We start from the raw sequence: 20,058 nt of genomic DNA on the forward strand, positions 1-20,058 counted from the left end.
CCCAGCCGCTGTGGCGTACCCAAACGCTGCCCAAGTAATGGAGTTCCTTCGTGACGGTTAGTTCTGCCTCCACCACCTTCGTCGATCGGCATATCGGCGCCCGCCGCCAGGCCGACATTGAGACCATGCTCAAGTCCGTCGGCTACGACACCGTCGATTCGCTGGTCGACACCGCCGTCCCGAACGACATCCGCCAGGATGTCGCCCTCACCCTTCAGGACGCACTGAGTGAAGTTGAAGTTCTGGCTGAGCTGCGCAAGCTCGCTTCCAAGAACAAGACCGCCGTTCAGATGATCGGCCAGGGCTACTACGACACCGTGACGCCCCCGGTGATCCGCCGCAACATCCTCGAGTCCCCAGCCTGGTACACCGCCTACACCCCCTACCAGCCGGAAATCTCGCAGGGCCGCCTCGAAGCGCTGCTCAATTTCCAGACCATGGTCCAGGACCTGGTGGGCCTGCCGATCGCCAACGCCTCCCTCCTGGACGAAGCAACGGCTGTGGCCGAGGCCGTCCTCATGATGCGCCGCGCCAACAAGAACAAGGCCGTTCAGGATGGCAAGACCGTCCTCGACGCAGACTGCCTCCCGCAGACCATCGCCATCGTCAAGGGCCGCGCCGAAGCGCTCGGCTTCGAGGTTGAGGTCGCTGACCTTTCCCTTGGCCTCCCGGAAGGTGCCATCAACGGCGTCGTCCTCCAGCAGCCCGGCGTGTCCGGCCGCGTGTTCGACCACTCCGCCGTGATCGCTGACGCCAAGGAACGCGGCGCGCTGGTGACCGTCGCTGCCGACCTCCTCTCACTGACCCTCATCACCCCTCCAGGTGAGCAGGGCGCCGACATCGCCGTTGGTTCCGCACAGCGCCTGGGCGTTCCGCTCTTCTTCGGCGGCCCGCACGCCGCGTACATGGCCGTCCAAAAGGGCCTGGAGCGTTCCATGCCCGGCCGTCTGGTGGGCGTTTCCAAGGACGACGCCGGTGTCCCCGCCTACCGCTTGGCGCTGCAGACCCGCGAGCAGCACATCCGCCGCGAGAAGGCCACGTCCAACATCTGTACCGCGCAAGCGCTGCTCGCCATCGTGGCCTCAATGTATGCCGTCTACCACGGCCCCGAGGGCTTGAAGGCGATCGCCGAAACCGCTCACGGTCACGCCCGTACCCTTGCAGCGTCCCTGAAGGCTGCCGGCGTCGAGGTCCTTCACGGTTCCTTCTTCGACACCATCACCGTCCGCGTCCCCGGTAAGGCTGCCGAGATCATCGCCGCAGCGGAGGCCAAGGGCATCAACCTGCGCGGCATCGACGCTGACACTCTGGGAATTTCCGTCGATGAGACCACTACATCTGAAATTGTCGGCGGTCTCCTTGATGTCTTCGGCGCTTCGGTCACTGAAGCCGCTGAAGGCTTTGCGCTTGAAGGTTCCGTTGAGCGTACGAGCGACTTCATGCAGCACCCCGTGTTCAACACGCACCGCTCCGAAACCCAGCTCCTGCGCTACATCCGCAAGCTCTCGGACCGCGACCTCGCGCTGGATCGCACCATGATCCCGCTGGGATCGTGCACCATGAAGCTGAACGCCACAGCCGAGATGGAAGCCATCTCCTGGCCGGAGTTCGCCTCCATCCACCCGTTCGCTCCGGATTCCCAGACTGAGGGCTGGCGTGAACTCATCACCGACCTCGAAGCACAGCTGACCGAAATCACCGGCTACGACCAAGTCTCCATCCAGCCGAACGCCGGTTCCCAAGGTGAGCTCGCCGGACTGCTGGCCATCCGCGGCTATCACCTGTCCCGTGGCGACGAACAGCGCAACGTCTGCCTCATCCCCGCCTCAGCCCACGGCACCAACGCAGCGTCGGCAGTCCTGGCCGGCATGAAGGTGGTTGTGGTTGCCACGGCACCCGATGGCACCATCGATCACGTTGACCTCAAGAACAAGATCGAAGCTAACCGGGACGCCCTCTCGGCCATCATGATCACCTACCCGTCCACGCACGGTGTGTACGACGCCGACGTCCGGGAAGTCTGCGACGCCATCCACGAGGCCGGCGGCCAGGTGTACATCGACGGCGCCAACCTCAACGCACTGGTTGGCTTGGCCCAGCCGGGCAAGTTCGGCGGCGACGTGTCCCACCTGAACCTGCACAAGACCTTCTGCATCCCCCACGGCGGCGGCGGACCCGGCGTTGGCCCCGTAGCTGCAAAGGCACACCTCGCACCGTTCATGCCCGGCGATGCAGCCTCCTGGACCGAAGGCAACGACGTCCCGATTTCGGCTTCCCGTTTCGGTTCCGCCGGTGTCCTTCCAATCTCCTGGGCTTACGTGAAGCTCATGGGCGGCCAGGGACTCACCGAGGCAACCAAGTCCGCGCTGCTTGCCGCGAACTACATCGCATCCCGCCTCAACGACCACTTCCCGGTCCTGTACACCGGCGAAGGCGGACTCGTGGCCCACGAGTGCATCCTGGACCTGCGTGAACTGACGGCAAAGACCGGGGTCACCGCTGAGGACGTTGCCAAGCGCCTCATCGACTTCGGCTTCCACGCGCCTACCCTGGCCTTCCCGGTGGCGGGCACGCTCATGGTGGAGCCCACCGAATCGGAAGACCTCGTGGAGATCGACCGCTTCATCGAAGCCATGATCACCATCCGCAAGGAAATCGACCAGGTTGCTGCCGGTGACTTCTCCGTGCAGGATTCCCCGCTTCGCCGCGCGCCGCACACAGCCGCCGCCGTCGTAAGTTCTGACTGGGACCGTGCGTACCCGCGCGAGCAGGCCGCCTTCCCGGTCCACCACCTCAAGCAGGACAAGTACTTCCCGCCCGTTGGCCGCATTGACGGCGCAGCCGGAGACCGCAACCTGGTCTGCTCCTGCCCGCCGATCGAAGACTTCGAGAACTAGGACGGTCCCACAAAATGACTGAGAACTACACAGCTCTCTACGAAGAGCACAAGAAGCTCGGCGCGTCCTTCACCGACTTCGGCGGCTGGCAGATGCCGCTCAAGTACTCGTCCGAGTTGGCCGAGCACCACGCAGTCCGCAAGTCCGCCGGCCTGTTCGACCTCTCCCACATGGGTGAAGTCTGGGTCACCGGTCCCGAGGCAGCCGCGTTCCTCGACTACGCCTTGGTGGGCAAGATCTCCGCCATGGCCGACGGTAAAGCAAAGTACTCGCTGATCTGCCAGGAAGACGGCGGCATCATCGATGACCTCATCACCTACCGCCGCGGCTCCGAGAAGTTCCTGGTGGTCCCGAACGCGGGCAACGCGAAGGTTGTGGCCACGGCGTTACTGGAGCGGGCGGCCGGGTTCGACGTCGAGGTCCAGGACGCATCCGCTGAAACCTCGCTGATCGCGGTGCAGGGTCCCCTCGCCGAAGCGATCCTCCTCCGCTTGGTGCCCGTCGAGCAGCATGCGCTGGTCACCGAACTCAAGTACTACGCGGCGGTCGAAGTACCGTTCACGTTCGACGGCGGCACGCAAGACTTGCTGCTCGCCCGCACCGGTTACACCGGGGAAGACGGCTTCGAGATCTTCGTAGCCAACGACTCCGCTGCAGCCCTCTGGCAGGCCATCGCCGGCGCCGCTGAAGAAGGCGAACTGACCCCCGCCGGCCTGGCTTCACGCGACTCCCTGCGTCTCGAAGCCGGGATGCCCCTCTACGGCAACGAACTCTCCCGTGAAGGCAACCCCTTCGCGGCAGGACTCGGACCCGTAGTGGCACTGTCCAAGGAAGGTGACTTCGTCGGCAAGGACGCACTCGCTGCCCTCAAAGCTGACGGTGCCGGCTCCACCAGCGGACGCAAGCTCGTTGGCCTCAAAGGCCTGGGCCGCAGGGCCGGTCGCGGCCACTACCCGGTCCTCAAAGACGGCGCCGTGGTTGGCGAAGTCACCTCCGGTCAGCCCAGCCCCACGCTCGGCTACCCGGTAGCGTTGGCGTATGTCGACGTCGAACACTCAGAGCTTGGTACCGCACTGGACATCGACCTGCGCGGTAAGAGTGAGCCGTTCGAAGTCGTCGCACTGCCGTTCTACAAGCGGGTTCGCTGAGTCAGTCGCCTTCGGCCGGCGGGTCCGACCTCCTCTGCATGCTCGGTCGCATGTGCGCCCGCCGAGGAATTCGGTGCCCCACCATCCCAGCCATAGTTTTTGACCAACCATAGTAAGGAATCAGAATGCCCAAAGTAGCGCCCGAACTTCAGTACTCCGACGAGCACGAGTGGGTTTCTCGCGGGGACGGGAACTCAGTGTCCGTTGGTATCTCCGAGGTCGCCACCGACGCACTGGGTGACATTGTGTACGTTGACCTTCCCGAGGTCGGTTCGACTGTTACTGCAGGCGAGACCTGTGGCGAGGTTGAATCCACCAAGTCGGTATCGGACCTGTACTCGCCGGTCACCGGTGAGGTCACCGAGATCAACGACGCCGTTGTATCCGACCCCGCCCTGATCAACAACGATCCTTACGGCGCCGGTTGGTTGTTCAAGGTCGCCGCTGAGTCCGACGGCCCCCTGCTCTCAGCCGAGGAGTACGCCTCCAAGAACGGCGGAGACCTCTCCTAACTTCCCATCGCCAGTCCGATTCGGGGGTTGGCTGCGGGATGTGCCGTGCGCCCGGCATGTTCGGCAGCTTAGCCCCGTATTGGACGACCGAGCCCGCGGAGGACGTCGTCCCCGACGGGCCACCACCACCGGCCCACTGTGGCGTAGCGTGGGATTGTAGAACTGAATAAAATTGCGACGCCGGGTTGCCGCCTTTGGGGGCCATCCGGCGTCGTGCTTCGGTCGTCTGCCGCCACAAGTGGGGGCGACCCTCCGGCAGGACCATCTGCCGGACCGTTTTCAAGCTTTGTTAAGGGATCCCAGCCATGGCTGTTGGTGTTTTTGATTTGTTCTCTGTGGGTATTGGCCCGTCGAGTTCTCATACTGTGGGGCCGATGCGGGCTGGGGCGGTGTTCGCTGGCGAACTCAAGGACGCCGGTGTCCTGGGCTCGGTGGCGTCGCTGCGGGTTGATCTGTATGGTTCGTTGGCTGCGACGGGTCGTGGGCACGGCACTATGACGGCCACGCTGCTGGGCTTGGAGGGCTTTCACCCCGAGTTGATCCTGCCTGACGAGGTGGAGGAGCGGCTGGCGACGATCGCGGAGACGGGTGTGCTGAATCTGGGTGGTGCGTCCGGGGGCGGTGTGGAGCTGCCGTATGCGGTGGAGGATATGGTGTTGCATCCGTTGACGGTGTTGCCGCGGCATACGAATGGGATGAAGTTCCAGGTGTCTGATGCCCAGGGCAATGTGCTGCGGGAGGCGACGTTCTTTTCGGTGGGTGGCGGGTTCATTGTCCGTGAGGGTGAGGAGGACGCTGCCCGGGCCGAGTTGGAGGAGACGAAGGCGGAGTTGCCGTTGCCGTTCAGGACGGCGGCGGAGTTGATGGGCCGGTGTTCGTCCAAGGGGTTGGGGATCAGCGACATCATGTTCATCAATGAGCGTGCGTCCCGGAGTGAGGAGGAGATCCGGGAGGGTCTTTTGCATATCTGGTCCGTGATGGAGGCGTGTGTTGAAACGTCGTTGAAGCGTGAGGGTGTGCTGCCCGGGGGGTTGAAGGTCCGGCGTCGGTCTCCTGACTGGTTGGAGCGGCTGCTGAAGGAGGACAAGGACCGGAATGATCCGAAGTATTGGCAGGAGTGGGTGAACCTGATCGCCTTGGCGGTGAACGAGGAGAACGCTTCGGGTGGCCGGGTGGTGACGGCGCCGACCAATGGTGCGGCGGGGATCATTCCGGCGGTGTTGTATTACGCGTTGAATTACGCGCCGGGCATGGACAAGGCCAGCCAGGCCGATAAGGACGATGTGGTGGTGAAGTTCCTGCTCGCCGCGGGTGCGGTGGGTGTGTTGTATAAGGAGCAGGCGTCCATTTCGGGGGCTGAGGTGGGGTGCCAGGGTGAGGTGGGCTCGGCGTCGTCGATGGCTGCTGCGGGGTTGGCTGAGGTGATGGGTGGTTCGCCGGGTCAGGTGGAGAACGCTGCGGAGATCGCGATGGAACATAATCTGGGGTTGACGTGTGATCCGATCGGGGGTTTGGTGCAGATCCCGTGTATTGAGCGGAACGCGATCGCGGCGGCGAAGGCGATCAACGCCGCGAAGATGGCGTTGTGGGGGGACGGGACGCACCGGGTGTCTTTGGATGAGGTGATCGTGACCATGCGTGAAACGGGCAAGGACATGTCCTCCAAGTACAAGGAAACAGCGATGGGCGGCCTCGCCGTCAACGTCGTCGAATGCTGATTCTGTAGGCTGTGACTTCACAACCGTCTCTGGGGGGACCGTATGAATGATCAACTAAATCCCATTGTTCCCACGGCGTGGGAGGCCGCGGTAGCGGGGGCCGGGGCAGTGTCACTGCTTCTGTTTGTGGCTGCCCTGATCCTGGTACTTCGCACTGGGTCCTTCTCGCCGGGAGTTCGGTTCGCGTTGGCGCTATTGGCGTTTGCAGTCCCTGTCGCCGGCCCAGTGGCGGGCATCGTGGTGGCACTTCTTGAGCAGCGAAGGGCTCGGCGCCGCATTACTGTCAGCCCCTGATGCAATGCTGTATCCATGACCGGGGGATACAGCAGGGACTTTTTGCGGACACGGCTTGAACTGCCCAGTCCGTCGGCTACTACGACACTTTTGGACTACACCCACTTTTCTGTTCGCTTCCGGGCTGCCCGGAAGCTCGCAGCGATTGTGGGTGTGAACATCAACGGCAAGGAACTGGTACCCCTGGCCCGCGAGGGTTCGTGGCATTTCGATGACAGGATCCCCCGGGAGCAGCAGGCCGGCCAGGATCTGTACAAGGGCAACGCCTTTGATCGCGGGCACTTGGTCCGCCGCTTGGATCCGGTGTGGGGTGATGCAACGACGGCGAAGAAAGCCAACCAGGACACCTTTAGCTATACCAACGCGGCACCACAGATTGATGACTTCAATCAGGGCAAGGAGCTGTGGGTGGGGCTGGAAGATCACGTTCTGGGTCACGCAGACGCCCACGAAGCAAAACTGAGCGTCTTCACGGGACCTGTGTTCAGGGATGACGATCCTGTGTATAGGGGAGTTCAGATCCCTCGAAAGTTCTGGAAGATCGCGGCATGGACCAACGATGCCAAGCTGGCCGCTGTCGGCTTTGTCCTGGATCAGTCGCCGATGCTGGGGAAAGTGGAGCTAAAGAAGGCCATCAGCCAACGGCTCCTTGAAGGTGAGCCACCGCCGCTTGGACCATTCCGGACGTTCCAAGTACCCATCGGTCAGATCGCGGACCTCACCGGGCTCAGCCTCGGCAGACTCATCAATGCTGACCGCCTTGTCAGGGGTCAACGGGAATCCGGCATTGAACCGCGGGCGATCAGGCTGGAGAAGGCAGAACAGATCAGGCTCTGAGCCCTTGTAACCAGCAGAATCGGGGGATATCCACATACCCCGATAGACTTGGGGCTGCATGTCCGCATGCGCACTACGCTTTTGAACACTGCACCAAAACCCTGAGATTGGACACGGCCACCTTGCGAGAATTTACCGCCCGCTTTGCCACCGCCGAGGAAATCGATAACTGGGACAAGCACGTCACAGCGAATCCGAACGGCGGCAACATGCTGCAGTCGGACGCCTACGCGGCAGTCAAGGACGGCAACGGCTGGCTGGTCCGCCGTCTTGTGGTGGAGACCGCTGATTACTCCAGCTACAACCTGCTCTTGGAGAAGAAGTTCCCTGTGATGGGGCGGCTCTGGTACCTGATCAAGGGACCGGACGTCGTAGATGTCAGCGACGTCCAGCCCGCCCTGAAAGCAGTAGCCGCCTTGGCCCGTGAGAAGAAGATGAACGTCTTCACCATCAAGATCGAGCCGGATGTGGTGGAGTCCGCCGAGGCGACTACCCAGCTCAAGGCTGCGGGTCTGGTGAAAGCTCCAAATATCCAATCCAACGACTCCACAGCGCTGCTGGACATATCAGCACCCGCAAATGAAGTCCTCCGCAGCATTTCCTCGCGTGCCCGCAACGCGGTCCGCAGGGCGGAGCGCGAGGGGTGCGAGGTCCTGCCGGCCGAGCCGGGCGAGGATACCTACCGCAAGCTCTACGCCCTGATGCAGAACACCGTAAACGCTAAAGGTGCCATGCCGCTGCGGAGCTACGAGTACTACTCCAGGTTCTGGGAAGAATTCTGCAGCCGCGGCCAGGGGCATTTCTTCTTCGTGTACGAGGACGGCGCACCCAGTGTTGGTGCTTTCGTCATCAATTACGGCTCCAAAGCGACGTACAAGGACGGCGGCTCCACCCAGAACCGCAAGCAGTATGGCGACTCCCATCTGGCACAGTGGGCGGCGATCCAGCGCATGCAGGAACTCGGGTGTGTGGAGTACGACTTCTGTGGCACGCCCCCTGCTGCGAGGATCAAGGACAAGACCCACCCTCTCTACGGCATGGGATTGTTCAAGACCAGCTTCACCAAGACGGTCACGGACTTCGTGGGTTGCTATGACCTCGTCCTGGGGCCTGTCCGCCACAAGCTGTGGCTCAAGGGTGCAGAACGCATCTTCCGTCGACTCGAAACCATGCGTACCGGTGGCCAGTTCTACTGACGGCCACTCGCAGCCAGCACGCCAACTTCAGGCCCGCCCCGGCCACCAACGGGTGCAAATCTACTTTTAGGTGAGGTAATTTCTTTGACTCCGATTGAGGCTGGAACCGACATGGAATTCGTGATTCTCAGTGACGCTGATTTCGAGACGTTCGCCAAGGGACACCCTCAAGGCAGCTTTATCCAGTCCATGGACCTCACGCGCTTCCAGCGTGCCCGTGGCCAGGAGGTTGAACTCTTCGGTGTGACGCGCGGCGGAAGCCTGATCGCGGCCGGAAAGCTCGTGTACACGTCCAACCGTGTGGGGTACAAAACCGCCGACTGCGCCAAGGGACCCCTGATGGACTACAGCGACCCCACCGTGGTGAGCTTCGTCGTCGAGCAGTTGAAAAAGCATGCGGCCTCGAAGAAGGCCGCCGAGCTGTGCATCTCACCCAACATCCGGTACATCGCGCGGGACGAAGAAGGCGCTGAGCACCCCGAAGTTGAGGACAACCGTCCGTTGCTGAAGGAGCTCGAAGGCTTGGGCTTCAAGCACCAGGGCTTCGACATGAACTTCGCCAACATCAACTGGATGTTCATCAAGCAGCTCAACGGGATCGCTGACTCCGAAGAACTGATCATGGGGATGAACTACCGCACCCGCAAGGCCATCCGGAAAGCCGAAAAGAACGGCGTCTACCTGGAACAGGCCACGCTGGAGACACTGGACGAGTTCTACAACGCGCTGAGCACCGCTGGCGATGAGAAGGGCTTCACGTACCGCGAACGCGAGTACTACGAGCAACTCCTCCGGAACACCTCCGATGAGTTCACCAAGCTCATGATGGCCAAGATCAACATTCCCGAATACCGGGCCTCCATTACGGAGCGCTTGGATGCCGAATCCAAGACCCTGGCAGAGCTCAAGCGCGAGGTCGAGGAGACCGGCAGCAAGAAGAAGGCCAACCGCGTCAAAGTGGTCCAGGACCTCGTGGACAGCTACGAGCGCAGCCTCAAGGACATTGAACGCTTCCCCGATTCCGTGGGCGTGGCTACGGTGGCGGCCATCCACTTTGCGTGCTCCGGCGACGAACTGGTGTGCGTCATCGGCGGTACGGTGCAGGACTACATCTACTTCAACGGCGCGACCTCCCTCTACTGGGGAATGATGCTGCACGCCCTGAACAATGGGTACTCCCGCTACAACTTCTACGGCACGTTCGGAATCCAGGGCCAAGATGAGACCGGCCACGGCGGGTACGAATTCAAGAAGGGCTTCGGTGGCGAGGTAGTCCAGTTGGTGGGCGACTTCGTAGCGCCGGTGAACCCGCTCATCTTCCATGGCTACCGCGCGGTCAGGAAGCTCGCAGGGGCCGCCCAGACAGTTCTGGGACGATTGCCACTTGAGAAATTGCCGGTAGTAGGAAAATTCCGGAGGAATCGCTAATCACACAAGCCAAGGGAGGATCACCGCGTGACTGAACGCCCCGACGGGTCCGCCAACAGGCCCCATACCGACGGGCTGCCCAAAACCCAGCCGTTGCGGCCGTCCCAGGTCCGGCAGAACGTCAACGCCAAGCGCATGCTGATGCGTTTGGTTCAAGGCGACAGCCCGCCTACCGCACCCATGAACATCGTGGACCGCTTGGCCGGAAGTCCTTACGCCAACCCCACCATCCAAGTGGTGGGTGTTGATGCGTCGGCGCGGAAGACCATCGACTTCGCCCTTCATCTCGCTGAGGTCATGTTCCGTTACGGTGCAGGTGCCCTTGAGGTGGAGACCAGCATGATTGCGGTCACGGCGGCCCTTGGCTTGAAGAACGTTGAAGTGGACATCACCAATCAGTCGGTGGCCATCAACTACGCGCCGAAGGATCAGACGCCCATCACGCTGCTCCGCGTGGTGCGCTCCTGGACCAATAACTACGCCGGCCTGGCGCAGGTGCACCAGCTGGTCACGGACATCGTGGCCGGGGGAGTGGGCCGCGACGAAGCCGTGCGCAGGTTGAACGAGATCATCCGCAGCGCCAAGCCCTTCCCCAGGTGGATGGTCACCATGGCCTTCGGTATCTTCGCCGCAGTGTTCGTGGGCGTCCTGGGTGGTGGCATCGGTGCGTCCGCGGTGGCTTTTGCTTCGAACATCCTCATCAGCTTGCTCTCGCGTCAGCTTGCCAGATGGCGGACTGCTGACTTCTTCAACACCATGGCGTGCTCGTTCCTGGTCACCTTCATCGCGCTGATGCTGCGTTGGGCGGGTGTGGAAATCGCTCCATCCATTGTGGTGGCAGGTGGAATCCTGCTGCTGCTCCCAACAGGCCGGCTCGTATCCTCGGTGCAGGACGCAATCAACGGCTTCCCGGTGACCGCAGCCGGCCGATTCCTCTCCACGCTGCTCACTTTCGGTGCCATCGTGGCGGGTATCGGCGTGGCCGTCGTGGTCGGAACGCTCATGGGAAGCGCCGTTCTGGACGTTACCCAAACATTCCCCGACGCGTATCCCTTGTGGATTCAAGCAGTCCTTATTGCTATTGCGGTAGTCGCCATCGGCGTCACCGAGCAGACGCAAATGCGGCTGTTACTCCCGACGGCGGCAGTTGGCATAGTGGGCTTCTTCGTCTTGTGGGGGGTGGGCCAAGCCGGCCTCGGGGACCGCTTGTCGCCCGCCGTCGCGGCCGTGGTTATCGGCTTGTTGGGCCGGGTGGTGGCGCTCAAACTGGGTGCTCCCCAGCTTGTAGTGGCCGTTCCCGCCGCTCTGATTCTGTTGCCCGGTCTGACGATCTTCCGTTCCATGTATGCCCTCACCGTTGAAGGCGGCGACATCCTGCTCGGTGCAGGTGGCATGCTCAACGCCGGTGCCATTGTCCTGGGAGTGGCCGCGGGCATCGTGCTTGGCGACAACCTGGCCAGGCCGCTGACGAAGGGCCTGTCCAGCAACGAACGGCGCAGGGTACGCAGGCGCTAATGACAAAAGCGAACGGCGCCGCCATGAGGCGGCGCCGTTCGGCTTTGAGGACTGAGAGGCTAGATCTGTCCCACTGGGAGCTTCTTCTCTGCCTGGAAGACTTCCTCCACACGACCTTGCGCCCAGTAGCCGGACAGTGAGACCTGCGAACGCTCCAAACCGCGCTGCACGAAAAAGATCTCGCGGAGTCCCTTCATGTAGCCTCGCTCGCCGTGGGCGAAGACGTCCACGCGGCCGGGCAACCATTCGGTGGTGCGGAGTGCTTCGAGAAGCAGTTCGCTGGACCCGGCTTGAACGCCCTTGCGCAGGAGCCAATGCAGCTCCACACCGGCGGGCGCGGATATCGGAAGAATGTCGGCCTCGTTATCCACCTCGAGGAAGACGGTTCCCCGGGCTTCAGGAGCGAGGGCCTCAACGCAGGCCGCAATGGCCGGTATCGCGGCGTCGTCGCCGGCGAACAGGTACCAATCGGCCGCGGGGGCGGGGTTATACGCGCCGCCCGGGCCCGTGAAGATCAGCGAGTCACCTGGTTTGGCAGCGGCTGCCCAAGGGCCCGCCAGTCCTTCGTCGCCGTGCACCACAAAGTCGATGGCCAGTTCCTGCGCTTCCAAGTCCACCCAGCGGATGGTGTACGTGCGGGTGTGGGGCCACTGCTCGCGGGGCATGGTGTCGCGGATGGCCCATAGGTCCAGTGGGAGTTCGTACTCGACGCCCGGTTGCGGAAAGACGATCTTGACGTAGCGGTCCACGTAGTCGTTGTTCTCGTAGTCGCTGAATCCGGGTCCGCCAGCCACAATCCGCACCATATGCGGTGAGAGGCGTTCATTTCGCAGGACGGTCAGGTTGACCTGCGGACGGGTTATGCGTGAGGCGGACGAAGTGACGGGGAGAGCAGTCATGAAGGTAAGCCTAAGCTAATTGCCTGCACACCAGCTGGGTATGAGTCGAAGGTTACAGTTCGTCGCAAGCTACAGAACAGGTAACTCCCAATTGATGGGGTCCGCGCCCAATCCCACCAGGAGATCGTTGGTCCGGCTAAAAGGCTTTGAGCCGAAGAAGCCCCTCGAGGCCGAAAGCGGACTCGGGTGGACGGACACGATGGACGGTGCCCCGCCGAGCAATGGCACGACGCCCTCGGCATCCTTGCCCCACAGGATCGCGACCAGCGGACTTTGCCGCCCCGCGCCGTCCGTACGGTTTACGACGGCGGTGACGGCCGCCGTCGTGATGGCCTCCCAGCCCTTGCCGCGGTGGGAGCCTGCGTTCCCCGCTTCGACGCTGAGGACACGGTTCAGCAGCAGGACGCCTTGCTCCGACCAAGCACTGAGGTCGCCGTGGACCCGTGGCGGCAGGCCGAGGTCGTCATGGAGTTCACGGTAGATGTTGGCGAGGCTTCGGGGGATGGGCCGGGTTGGGCGGGAAACGGCGAAGGAAAGCCCGACGGCGTGACCCGGGGTTGGGTACGGATCCTGGCCGAGAATCAAGACTTTGACGTCGGCCAGAGGCTGATTGAAGGCGCGCAACAGGTTCTTGGCAGCAGGTAGAACCTGGGTGCCGCTGGATGCTTGGCCGGCTACATAACCCAAGGCTTCCCGGAGTTGGCCCTCAACAGGACGCAGTGCATCTGCCCAGTCGGGAGCCATCAGCTCCTCGAGGGGCAGCTCAAGGAGGGCGGTGAAGCCCGGGTCAGCTGCGTCGGCAGGTTCAAGATCAAAGAGTGCATCCTCACCAGTCACCACGCCATTGTCTCCCGCGCGGCGCCGCGCCTGCGAATGACACCGTTGTTATTCGCCCGTAACATGGGGGTAGGACATTTTCCCCATCAAGCGTCGAAGGAGTGTGCCGTGGCAGAATCAGTACCGGAACCGATGGCGTCGCAGAGCACCGGCTTTGCCCTTGAGGACCTCGCGGCCGAGACCCGTAGTGACTCTCCGTTGAGTGAACGGGACCAGCAGATGCTGGCGCTGGAGCGGCAATGGTGGAAGTACGCCGGGGCCAAGGAACAGGCTATCCGGGAGCTGTTCGATCTCTCCGCCACACACTATTACCAGATCCTGAACGCGCTCATTGATACCGAGGACGCGTTGGCCCACGATCCCATGCTCGTCAAGAGATTGCGTAGACTACGTACGTCCCGCCAGCGCGCGAGGACTGCACGTCGCTTGGGGTCCGACGCGTAAATCGCCAGGCTGATCTGTCAGCAGCAACCAGCAAGGACACAGCTTCACCATGACCAAATATGCCAAGGACGAATTCGACCGGGTTCCGCAGAACACGTCCCGTCAAGGCGTTCACCGCGACGCCCAAGAGACCGCACGCCCCACTCTGTGGCCGGTCCTGACCGTTGGGGCAGTGGCCTTGGTGCTTGGGCTGGTGGCCTTCCTGATCCTCCCCAACCTTGGGCTGGTAGCACCCAGCGCTTCGTCGAACACCACGACGCCGGCACCCCAGCAGACATCTACGGCGCCGTCCGCTGAACCCACCGAATCCAGCAGCGCACCTACCGCTTCCAGCGAACCCAGCAGCGAACCGACGCCGTCGGAATCTCCTTCTGCTACCCCGTCGTCCGCTCCGGTGGATAAGAGCACTCCGGTGGCTGTGTACAACGGCGCGGGGACTGCGGGCTTGGCAGGGCGTGTGGCAGGCCTCGTCCAGGGCGACGGTTGGGCGCTGAGCACGGTAGGAAACTGGGGCGGACTGCCGCAGCAGACGTCCGTAATCTTCTACAACGCGCCCGAGCAGAAGGCCAACGCGGAGGCCTTGGGTACGCTACTGGGCATCCAGACCATCGTGGAAACGCCCGAGGTTCAACAGCCGCTGGTGGTTGTGGCCGGGCCCGGTTACCAATAAGCTCCAGGCCCCTTCCGCAGCTGAAATTCCCCAACTCGGTTAAGCCTCAATAACAAAAGCGGTGCCTTGGCCATCCACAGCAGCGCGGTGCCAGTGACAATGGTTACAGTGGATTAATTCCGGTACGGAGATCCCGGCTACCGGTCTTGGCTACTGCGAAAGTGTGGGCATCATGGCTTTGGGAACCGTCAAATGGTTCAACGCCGAAAAAGGATACGGCTTCATCACTGTGGATGAATCCGGCGACGACGTCTTTGTGCACTGGTCCGCCATCCAGATGGATGGCTTCCGCGCCCTCGAAGAAGGTCAGCGGGTTGAGTTCGAATTGGGGGAGGGGCAGAAAGGCCCACAAGCCGAAGGTGTTCGCGTCGCGTAGTTCCGCTCCTGGATCCGTGCCCGTCACGTCAGCCCTCGGCTGAAATCCCTTTGTATGTAGAGCAAAGTGGCATCTCTGCTTGCACTCTCCCCGGTCGAGTGCTAATTATTGATTTAGCACTCCTATGGTTCGACTGCTAAACCCGGCCCGGCTAACCCCGGCGGCGGACAGGCATTGGACCGGCGGAGGATCAAGAAACACCTTGGTGGGGTGAGGTCTGGAGCGCGGGGCATACAGAGGCCGCAAGCAAAGGACCGTCCGTCGCGGGCACCCCATCTGACAGGTACCTTCTTAACGACTGTCCCGAAAGGACTACCGCCGTTATGGCCAAGATCATTGCATTTGATGAAGAGGCTCGCCGCGGCCTCGAGCGGGGCCTGAACATCCTCGCAGACGCCGTCAAGGTCACCCTCGGCCCGCGTGGACGCAACGTCGTCCTCGAAAAGAAGTGGGGCGCCCCCACGATCACCAACGATGGTGTTTCCATCGCCAAGGAGATCGAACTGGACGATCCTTACGAGAAGATCGGTGCAGAACTGGTCAAGGAAGTTGCCAAGAAGACGGATGACGTCGCTGGCGACGGTACCACCACTGCAACCGTACTGGCCCAGGCACTGGTGAAGGAAGGCCTGCGCAACGTTGCCGCCGGCGCCGACCCGCTGTCCCTCAAGCGCGGTATCGAGAAGGCTGTTGAGGCAGTCATCAGCGAACTGCTGGCCTCCGCTAAGGAAATCGAAACCAAGGAAGAGATCGCAGCTACGGCTTCCATCTCCGCCGGCGACCCGGAAATCGGCAGCCTCATCGCCGAAGCCCTGGACAAGGTGGGCAAGGAAGGCGTCATCACGGTCGAGGAATCCAACACCTTCGGCCTGGAGCTCGAACTCACCGAAGGCATGCGCTTCGACAAGGGCTACATCTCGGCTTACTTCGTCACCGACGCAGAGCGCCAGGAAACGGTCCTCGAAGACCCGTACATCCTGATCGTCAACTCCAAGATCTCCAACGTGAAGGAACTCGTCACGGTTCTGGAGAAGGTCATGCAGTCCAACAAGCCGCTGCTGATCATCGCCGAAGACATCGAGGGCGAGGCCCTGGCCACCCTGATCGTCAACAAGATCCGTGGCACCTTCAAGTCCGTTGCCGTCAAGGCTCCGGGCTTCGGTGACCGCCGCAAGGCACAGCTTGCCGACATCGCCATCCTCACCGGTGGTCAGGTCATCTCCGAAGAAGTTGGCCTCAAGCTCGAAAACGCTGGCCTGGAACTCCTCGGCACCGCCCGCAAGGTTGTTGTCACCAAGGACGAGACCACCATCGTTGAAGGTGCCGGCGACGCCGAGCAGATCGCAGGCCGCGTGGCCCAGATCCGCGCCGAGATCGAGAACTCCGACTCCGACTACGACCGCGAGAAGCTGCAGGAACGCCTGGCCAAGCTGGCCGGCGGCGTTGCAGTCATCAAGGCCGGTGCCGCAACCGAAGTTGAGCTCAAGGAACGCAAGCACCGCATTGAGGACGCAGTCCGCAACGCAAAGGCTGCTGTTGAAGAAGGCATCGTTGCCGGTGGTGGCGTTGCCCTCATCCAGGCTGGCGCCAAGGCATTCGCCAACCTCACCCTCCAGGGTGACGAGGCAACCGGTGCCAACATCGTCAAGGTTGCCATCGACGCACCGCTGAAGCAGATCGCCTTCAACGCCGGCCTCGAGCCGGGCGTTGTGGTGGACAAGGTTCGCGGCCTGCCTTCCGGCCACGGCCTGAACGCTGCCACGGGTGTCTACGAAGACCTTCTGGCTGCCGGCGTTAACGACCCCGTAAAGGTCACCCGCTCGGCTCTCCAGAACGCTGCTTCCATCGCTGGTCTCTTCCTGACCACCGAGGCCGTAGTTGCCGACAAGCCCGAGAAGAACGCTCCGGCTCCCGGCGGCGACGACATGGGCGGCATGGGCGGCTTCTAAGCCTCCCTGCTGTAGCGATACAGCGCCCAGCCTCACGCTGAACAGCATGACGACGGCGGTCCTCACCATGTGGTGGGGACCGCCGTTCTGCGTCGGCACCCCTGGCTGCGTCACCCAAGTAGGTAGCAGCAGATGCCCTATTGAGTGTTCAAAACGGCATCTACTACGACTCACTTGGGTACTATCACGGTTTCAGTGTCGGTGTGGTCTGGCAGGATTAACCCATGACGATTATTGCTGCCGCCGATGGTTCCGCCCTCGGTAATCCTGGGCCGGCCGGTTGGGCCTGGTACGTTGATGACTCCTGTTGGCGAGCAGGAGGTTGGCCGCACGGTACCAACAACCAGGGTGAACTGATGGCCGTCCTGGACCTGTTCCGGTCCACGGCCCACGTGCCGCAGGAAGAGCTGCTGATCCTTTGCGACAGCCAATACGTCATCAACTGCATCACCAAGTGGATGCCGGGTTGGAAACGGAAGGGCTGGCGGAAGGCAGACGGCAAGCCCGTGCTGAACGTGGACCTTCTCAAGGACATTGACCAAGCGATCGTTGGCCGCAAATACACCTTTGAATGGGTCAAGGGCCACGCGGGCCACGACCTCAACGAGGCCGCAGACGAGCGTGCTCGCGCAGTTGCCACGGCCTACCAGCAGGGCGTAGCGCACAGGGCCGGCCCTGGGTTCCCCGGTGCGCAGGGGGAGGGTACGGCACAGGCACAGGCACAGGCACAGGCACAGGCCCAGACCAAGGCTCAGGTGCAAGGCAAGGCACAGACGGATGTTGAGTCTCAGCCGCGTGCGGAAGAGCGCGTACAGGCCCGTTCGTCCATGCCCGTCCCGGCAACCGCTGCCGCCGGAGTCTCCCCGGCAGCCGTCGGTTCTGCACCCCCGAAGGCTGACCGCAGCTCCCGGCCGCACTTTGAGCCGACACTCTTTGGCGAGTCCGGCATGTTTGGCCAAGCTGATCTTTTCAGTGAACTGGATGTTGACGCTTCCACGCAGCAACTGTCGGCTGAGGACACGGTCCTGGCTTTGGAGCGGGAACTGCTCAAGCCTGACGTGAGGGCTGATATTGGCAGGATCGGCGTGCTGCTCCACCCGGACTTCGCGGAGATTGGCAGCTCGGGCAGGTTCTGGACACGGGACGCCATGATGATGGCATTGGAAGAGGACCCCGGCGAACCCACCGAACTGGAACTACTCAGCGCGGACCGGCTCAGCGACAACACCATTTTGCTGAATTACCGCAGCTTCGCGCACACCGGCTCGGCGCTCCGCAGTTCTGTCTGGTTGCTGGACCGCGGTCAATGGCGGCTGCGGTTCCATCAAGGGACTGTTGAGAATTAAGCCGGAGAATTAGCGCCGGATGCGAGTTGTTCCTGACCTGCGGGGCGGCTGCACAGGGGGAAGACAGCCGTCCCGCAGGAGTTCATGGAGCGGGAGAACCGCGCACGGTTCAGCTAGTACGTGAAGCGCTGGGTGTTACCTTGCTCCACTTCCACATAGCTTGCGGCAGCTGAGGACAAGGCCATGTTGATGGAAGCCAAGGAGGCTTCAACCTTGCTCTGCGTCAGCGACCATTCAAGGACAAGCGCCTGAAAATTCGTGGCAGCTGTTCCCCGCCAGGTCGCCTCAAGTTCCTCCAAGCCTCGCCTCATGGTCTGGACATCAGAACTGATCCGATCAACAGTTCCTTTGACGTTGGCCGACTTGAGCTGGAGCAGTTCGGTATCGACGGAGATGACGCTCATGGGTGATGCCTTTCGACGAAGATGTTCCGCGTGTTGCGGTGGGAAGCGTGGGCCACAACATCGAGCCTAAGCAGCCACCCGCAACCGCAGAACAACGGTTCGTCGCTATGTGGACAACGGGGCTATGTGGATAACAGCGCCGCAGATTCCTCATGGTACGGAAGGCTGACCACCAAAGTGGCGCCGCCGCCGTCGGTCTCTCCCACGTCGACCGTTCCGCCGTGGGAGGCGACAATCGCTGCAACAATCGCAAGGCCGAGGCCGCTGCCGCCCGTCTCCCTGGTGCGTGAGGTATCCGCACGGTAGAAACGTTCAAAGATCTTGTTGGTTTCCGTCTCCGGAATGCCCGGCCCGTGATCGCGGATCTCGATGACGGAAACTGAACCCGTCGGGGTCTTTCGAACACCGACAGCGAGTTCTATGGGGCTTCCCTCGGGTGTGTACCGCAGCGCATTTCCCACCAAGTTCCCGATGACTTGCCGAAGTTTGGCTTCGTCACCCTGGACCGGCGCAGCAGTGGGGGAGCTGCCGTCCAGTCCGGTGAGCGTGATGGTCCGGTCTCCGGAGGAGGCCTTGGTATCCACCACAGCATCGTGTGCAAGGAGCTGCAGGTCCACGGGCTTGAGCTGAAGGGGGCGCTGCTCATCGAGGCGGGCCAGCATCAAGAGGTCTTCCACCATGGAACCCATGCGCTTGGCTTCGCTTTCGATCCTGCCCATCGCCATGGCCACGTCCTCCTTGGTGGCCAAGGCTCCGTGACGATACAGCTCCGAGAAGCCGCGAATGGTGACCAACGGCGTGCGCAGCTCATGGGAGGCATCGGCCGCGAAGCGGCGCATGCGCCCTTCGGACGCGGCACGGGCAGCGAAAGAGGCCTCGATGTGGGCAAGCATGGCATTCAAAGAGCCGCCCAGCCGTCCGACCTCGGTGTGAGGGTTATCCACTTCAACGCGGCGGGACAGGTCACCGGCAGCAATGGCCGCAGCCGTCTTTTCCACCTTGGCGAGCGGACGGAAGGACCGTGCCACAGTCCAGGTGGCGATGAAGAAAGCCAGCACCAGGGTCAACAGGCCCACGCCCACTACCACCAGGACTGCGTGCTCCATCACTTTGTCCACTGGCGTGAGCGGCAGCCCAATGATCACTACGCCGTTCTGGCCGTTGGCAGTGACGCCAATGGCCACCACGCGCCAGTTGCTACCGGCGGTGCCCCTGACCTGGAAGGGGGAGTTACCGCGGAGCTTGGCTTCAGCTGCGGTGATGTTCGCGATCGCGGGACGGTCACTCTGGCTACCGCCGAAGGGATAGGGCTCCAGCCCGGGTACGTACAGCGTCAGCGAGTAGTCCGTGGGAACTGTGGAGTCAGTGGGAGCCGTAGGGTTGGGCTGCGCCAGCTTGTCAAAGGACTGCTGGTCCTGCGCCAAGGCGACGGCGGCCTTGAGTTTGTCGTCCACCTGGCCTTGCAGGTAACTCTTGACGAGCGTCAGCGTTCCCGCACCCGTGGCAGCCAAGGCGAGCAGGAGCAAGCCCATAATGATGGCGACGAGTTGCGACCGGAGGGACGCCGATTTCCAGCGAAGCAGCAAGG

The 20,058-nt window shown here is 62.3% G+C and carries 18 protein-coding genes; 14 read left to right on the forward strand and 4 right to left on the reverse strand.

Annotation, left to right across the window (positions count from 1 at the left end; all coding sequences use genetic code 11):
- The first annotated feature begins 50 nt into the window (after positions 1 to 50).
- The 9 genes from gcvP (at position 51) to ARUE_RS04775 (ending at position 11,545) form a co-directional block, all read left to right on the forward strand.
- Positions 51 to 2,897: an aminomethyl-transferring glycine dehydrogenase gene (gene gcvP / locus ARUE_RS04735; RefSeq protein WP_014920901.1), complete on the forward strand. Its 2,847-nt coding sequence runs from the start codon at positions 51 to 53 to the stop codon at positions 2,895 to 2,897.
- Positions 2,898 to 2,911: 14 nt separating this feature from the next.
- Positions 2,912 to 4,045: a glycine cleavage system aminomethyltransferase GcvT gene (gcvT, locus tag ARUE_RS04740; protein ID WP_011773725.1), complete on the forward strand. Its 1,134-nt coding sequence runs from the start codon at positions 2,912 to 2,914 to the stop codon at positions 4,043 to 4,045.
- Between the two features lie 125 nt (positions 4,046 to 4,170).
- On the forward strand, positions 4,171 to 4,557 hold the full coding sequence (gcvH, locus tag ARUE_RS04745; protein WP_011773726.1) for a glycine cleavage system protein GcvH: 387 nt from the start codon (positions 4,171 to 4,173) through the stop codon (positions 4,555 to 4,557).
- Positions 4,558 to 4,862: 305 nt separating this feature from the next.
- The gene (locus ARUE_RS04750) at positions 4,863 to 6,275 is read left to right on the forward strand and encodes an L-serine ammonia-lyase (protein ID WP_011776599.1); all 1,413 of its coding nucleotides are present in this window, start codon (positions 4,863 to 4,865) and stop codon (positions 6,273 to 6,275) included.
- Between the two features lie 42 nt (positions 6,276 to 6,317).
- Positions 6,318 to 6,569 (forward strand): hypothetical protein, encoded by a 252-nt coding sequence (locus tag ARUE_RS04755; RefSeq protein ID WP_011773728.1) that lies wholly within the window; start codon positions 6,318 to 6,320, stop codon positions 6,567 to 6,569.
- Positions 6,570 to 6,584: 15 nt separating this feature from the next.
- On the forward strand, positions 6,585 to 7,406 hold the full coding sequence (locus ARUE_RS04760; protein WP_014920903.1) for a DNA/RNA non-specific endonuclease: 822 nt from the start codon (positions 6,585 to 6,587) through the stop codon (positions 7,404 to 7,406).
- A 107-nt stretch (positions 7,407 to 7,513) separates the two neighbouring features.
- Positions 7,514 to 8,602, forward strand: a complete 1,089-nt coding sequence (locus ARUE_RS04765; protein WP_014920904.1) for a lipid II:glycine glycyltransferase FemX — start codon at positions 7,514 to 7,516, stop codon at positions 8,600 to 8,602.
- Positions 8,603 to 8,713: 111 nt separating this feature from the next.
- Positions 8,714 to 10,030 (forward strand): peptidoglycan bridge formation glycyltransferase FemA/FemB family protein, encoded by a 1,317-nt coding sequence (locus tag ARUE_RS04770; protein WP_011773731.1) that lies wholly within the window; start codon positions 8,714 to 8,716, stop codon positions 10,028 to 10,030.
- A 27-nt stretch (positions 10,031 to 10,057) separates the two neighbouring features.
- Complete coding sequence (locus ARUE_RS04775) at positions 10,058 to 11,545, forward strand: threonine/serine exporter family protein (protein ID WP_011773732.1); 1,488 nt, start codon at positions 10,058 to 10,060, stop codon at positions 11,543 to 11,545.
- 59 nt (positions 11,546 to 11,604) lie between these two features.
- Here ARUE_RS04775 and ARUE_RS04780 read toward each other — a convergent pair whose 3' ends face one another.
- Both ARUE_RS04780 and ARUE_RS04785 read right to left on the reverse strand, forming a co-directional pair.
- Positions 11,605 to 12,444, reverse strand: coding sequence for a siderophore-interacting protein (locus ARUE_RS04780; protein ID WP_011773733.1), 840 nt, complete (start codon positions 12,442 to 12,444; stop codon positions 11,605 to 11,607).
- 69 nt (positions 12,445 to 12,513) lie between these two features.
- Complete coding sequence (locus tag ARUE_RS04785; protein WP_014920906.1) at positions 12,514 to 13,284, reverse strand: uracil-DNA glycosylase; 771 nt, start codon at positions 13,282 to 13,284, stop codon at positions 12,514 to 12,516.
- Between the two features lie 129 nt (positions 13,285 to 13,413).
- Between ARUE_RS04785 and ARUE_RS04790 the strand changes: the two genes are divergently transcribed.
- The 5 genes from ARUE_RS04790 to ARUE_RS04810 all read left to right on the forward strand — a co-directional run bounded on the left by ARUE_RS04790 (position 13,414) and on the right by ARUE_RS04810 (position 18,066).
- A complete protein-coding gene (locus ARUE_RS04790) occupies positions 13,414 to 13,725 on the forward strand; it encodes a DUF3263 domain-containing protein (protein WP_051024911.1) in 312 nt (103 codons plus the stop codon).
- Between the two features lie 49 nt (positions 13,726 to 13,774).
- Positions 13,775 to 14,395 carry a LytR C-terminal domain-containing protein gene (locus ARUE_RS04795; RefSeq protein WP_011773736.1) on the forward strand — a complete coding sequence of 207 codons (621 nt, stop codon included), beginning with the start codon at positions 13,775 to 13,777 and terminating at the stop codon, positions 14,393 to 14,395.
- A gap of 172 nt (positions 14,396 to 14,567) precedes the next feature.
- A complete protein-coding gene (locus ARUE_RS04800; protein ID WP_011773737.1) occupies positions 14,568 to 14,771 on the forward strand; it encodes a cold-shock protein in 204 nt (67 codons plus the stop codon).
- Between the two features lie 323 nt (positions 14,772 to 15,094).
- Positions 15,095 to 16,720, forward strand: coding sequence for a chaperonin GroEL (gene groL, locus ARUE_RS04805; RefSeq protein ID WP_011773738.1), 1,626 nt, complete (start codon positions 15,095 to 15,097; stop codon positions 16,718 to 16,720).
- Positions 16,721 to 16,944: 224 nt separating this feature from the next.
- Complete coding sequence (locus tag ARUE_RS04810; protein ID WP_014920909.1) at positions 16,945 to 18,066, forward strand: RNase H family protein; 1,122 nt, start codon at positions 16,945 to 16,947, stop codon at positions 18,064 to 18,066.
- A gap of 113 nt (positions 18,067 to 18,179) precedes the next feature.
- On the opposite strand, the gene ARUE_RS04815 is transcribed toward ARUE_RS04810, so the two are convergent.
- Both ARUE_RS04815 and ARUE_RS04820 read right to left on the reverse strand, forming a co-directional pair.
- The gene (locus ARUE_RS04815; RefSeq protein WP_011773740.1) at positions 18,180 to 18,470 is read right to left on the reverse strand and encodes a WXG100 family type VII secretion target; all 291 of its coding nucleotides are present in this window, start codon (positions 18,468 to 18,470) and stop codon (positions 18,180 to 18,182) included.
- A 122-nt stretch (positions 18,471 to 18,592) separates the two neighbouring features.
- On the reverse strand, positions 18,593 to 20,056 hold the full coding sequence (locus tag ARUE_RS04820) for a sensor histidine kinase (RefSeq protein WP_043469838.1): 1,464 nt from the start codon (positions 20,054 to 20,056) through the stop codon (positions 18,593 to 18,595).
- Between the last annotated feature and the right edge of the window lie 2 nt (positions 20,057 to 20,058).

This window comes from Arthrobacter sp. Rue61a (assembly GCF_000294695.2).
GTDB lineage: Bacteria > Actinomycetota > Actinomycetes > Actinomycetales > Micrococcaceae > Arthrobacter > Arthrobacter aurescens_A.

Bases quoted from the DNA above. Each gene is read 5' to 3' on its own strand.
- ARUE_RS04750 (WP_011776599.1), top strand. From the start codon at position 4,863: ATGGCTGTTGGTGTTTTTGATTTGTTCTCTGTGGGTATTGGCCCGTCG.
- ARUE_RS04800 (WP_011773737.1), top strand. From the start codon at position 14,568: ATGGCTTTGGGAACCGTCAAATGGTTCAACGCCGAAAAAGGATACGGC.
- ARUE_RS04755 (WP_011773728.1), top strand. From the start codon at position 6,318: ATGAATGATCAACTAAATCCCATTGTTCCCACGGCGTGGGAGGCCGCG.
- ARUE_RS04790 (WP_051024911.1), top strand. From the start codon at position 13,414: ATGGCGTCGCAGAGCACCGGCTTTGCCCTTGAGGACCTCGCGGCCGAG.
- ARUE_RS04815 (WP_011773740.1), bottom strand. From the start codon at position 18,470: ATGAGCGTCATCTCCGTCGATACCGAACTGCTCCAGCTCAAGTCGGCC.
- ARUE_RS04795 (WP_011773736.1), top strand. From the start codon at position 13,775: ATGACCAAATATGCCAAGGACGAATTCGACCGGGTTCCGCAGAACACG.
- groL (WP_011773738.1), top strand. From the start codon at position 15,095: ATGGCCAAGATCATTGCATTTGATGAAGAGGCTCGCCGCGGCCTCGAG.
- gcvH (WP_011773726.1), top strand. From the start codon at position 4,171: ATGCCCAAAGTAGCGCCCGAACTTCAGTACTCCGACGAGCACGAGTGG.
- ARUE_RS04810 (WP_014920909.1), top strand. From the start codon at position 16,945: ATGACGATTATTGCTGCCGCCGATGGTTCCGCCCTCGGTAATCCTGGG.
- ARUE_RS04780 (WP_011773733.1), bottom strand. From the start codon at position 12,444: ATGACTGCTCTCCCCGTCACTTCGTCCGCCTCACGCATAACCCGTCCG.
- ARUE_RS04770 (WP_011773731.1), top strand. From the start codon at position 8,714: ATGGAATTCGTGATTCTCAGTGACGCTGATTTCGAGACGTTCGCCAAG.
- gcvT (WP_011773725.1), top strand. From the start codon at position 2,912: ATGACTGAGAACTACACAGCTCTCTACGAAGAGCACAAGAAGCTCGGC.
- ARUE_RS04760 (WP_014920903.1), top strand. From the start codon at position 6,585: ATGACCGGGGGATACAGCAGGGACTTTTTGCGGACACGGCTTGAACTG.